Here is a 1,790-nt window from a genome sequence, read left to right on the forward strand (position 1 = left end):
CCCAATATGGGGCAATCGCCGGGAGCAGTAAAAATGTGTCGTCGAATCCGTGATATGGACAGTATTGCAGCAATGTTTTCGTCCAGCAACAGTATCGAATATATGGAAGTTTATGCTTCTGACAACAAGACCGAAGAAATCGAAAACCTAGCTGTAAAGCTGTGTGGAAGCAATTTAGAACGCCGCTTATTTAATTCATAAATTCAATCTTATGATGATAGCCCTCACCTGAAAGACAAGGTGGGGGCTATTTGAAGCTTACATTATTACCATTGGTGTATAATAGTGAAGAAATTATATAATTTACATTGATCATGTGGAGGATAAAATGTATAAAATAAATGGTTTAGGAAGTTTTGAAACACTGCCACCCGAAGTGATTTCAGTTTTAAACAGTGATTTTGATGACCTTCAATATAGGATAGAAAAGCGCAGGTTTAATGTTAATAAAAGAATTGCAATTAGCAGTTTTAACTTTACATTGTTACAAATCGCACTTAGGATCAAAAACATGCAAATGGTTAACTGGTTAATAAAAAAGGGTGCAATATTAAATGATCAATATGACCCGGCAATTTTTACTGCTGTACAGTTCACTGATATGGAATTCACACAAAAAATTATTGACAACGGTGGACTTTGCAATCTAAGTAAAAAACAGCCTGGTGAAATTTTCAGCTATATGCACTACGGTGAAAACTACAGTATGATTGATTTACTCGAAGAAAATGGTGTTACTGTATCAAAGTATGGTGGGAGTTTTTTTCGTCAACTGTTTTTGGGCAAAGATATTAATATGGAACTATTAACAAAAATATATTCTATGGGTGTTGATATAAATTATAACTGTCCAGATGCCATTTTTTTAGTGCCAATAACGCCACTTATGGTTGCCATCCGCCACAAACATGCACAAGCAGCTATGTGGCTTCTTGATCACAATGCAAATGTAATGATGATTGGTGATGATGGTGATCGTGCCTATACTATAGCTGTGGAAAACGAATTAACAGAAGTTGCTGCGAGAATTAAGTCTTTGGAACCTCAGGAATGGCACGATGAACAAAACAAAATAAGTGAGCTTCGTCGTCTAGAATGTCCTCGCGAATTGTTAGATTTTCTAAGAAATAGTGCATTACTAATGACTTTCTCAGAGGATTGTCCAATCGCATATATCAGATTTTTTTCACTAACTGATACAGTGGTGACCAAGTGGAAAAGGAAAAATATCGTATTACTTTCGGTTGAGGTTGCAAGTTATGGTAGTGTCAGATTTGTTTGGATGCCCAAAGAAAAAAAAGTGTGTGCCATTGATATGGAACATGATGAACTTTTTCCTTTAGCTCCTTGGAATGATTTCTTCAAGAATGCGGAAATTTTAATTGAAACTAAAATTTTTGAAAGATAATTAGAAAACGAAGTAAATTTATATACTCAGGGAGAATTAAGATGCACAATGCTATGGGAAAATTCCTTAAAGATTATTCAAAATCACATTATATTGAAGTATCTTCAACTACCTATATTACATGCGACAAATGTACAACAGAATTGTTTTTTGCATTTGTAAATGATGATGAATCTGTTTGGCTTCAGTACATTAACTGCCATGAAAGAATAAAGATAGATGTGTATGATGGTTATACAAAATTATCAGACAATAATACACATTGCAGAAATTGTAATAATGAAAAATTAAATATAATGTATGGGTTTTCAAAAGGTGAGTATGCTCAAAATTGGGTTTATGTGTAAGCGTCAAATAGCCCYCACCTTGTCTTTCAGGTGAG

At 34.3% G+C, this 1,790-nt stretch carries 2 protein-coding genes and 1 pseudogene; all 3 read left to right on the forward strand.

Going from position 1 to position 1,790, the window contains the following annotated elements; all coding sequences use genetic code 11:
• Positions 1 to 201: pseudogene (locus tag AC1DWN_RS33225) on the forward strand (hypothetical protein); the annotation flags it as partial.
• Between the two features lie 127 nt (positions 202 to 328).
• Complete coding sequence (locus tag AC1DWN_RS33230) at positions 329 to 1,408, forward strand: hypothetical protein (RefSeq protein ID WP_477563100.1); 1,080 nt, start codon at positions 329 to 331, stop codon at positions 1,406 to 1,408.
• A gap of 41 nt (positions 1,409 to 1,449) precedes the next feature.
• Entirely contained in the window at positions 1,450 to 1,755 is a 306-nt protein-coding gene (locus tag AC1DWN_RS33235; RefSeq protein WP_477563101.1) for a hypothetical protein, read from the forward strand.
• The last annotated feature ends 35 nt before the right edge of the window (positions 1,756 to 1,790 follow it).

Source organism: Paenibacillus sp. P4_A7 (assembly GCF_056402455.1).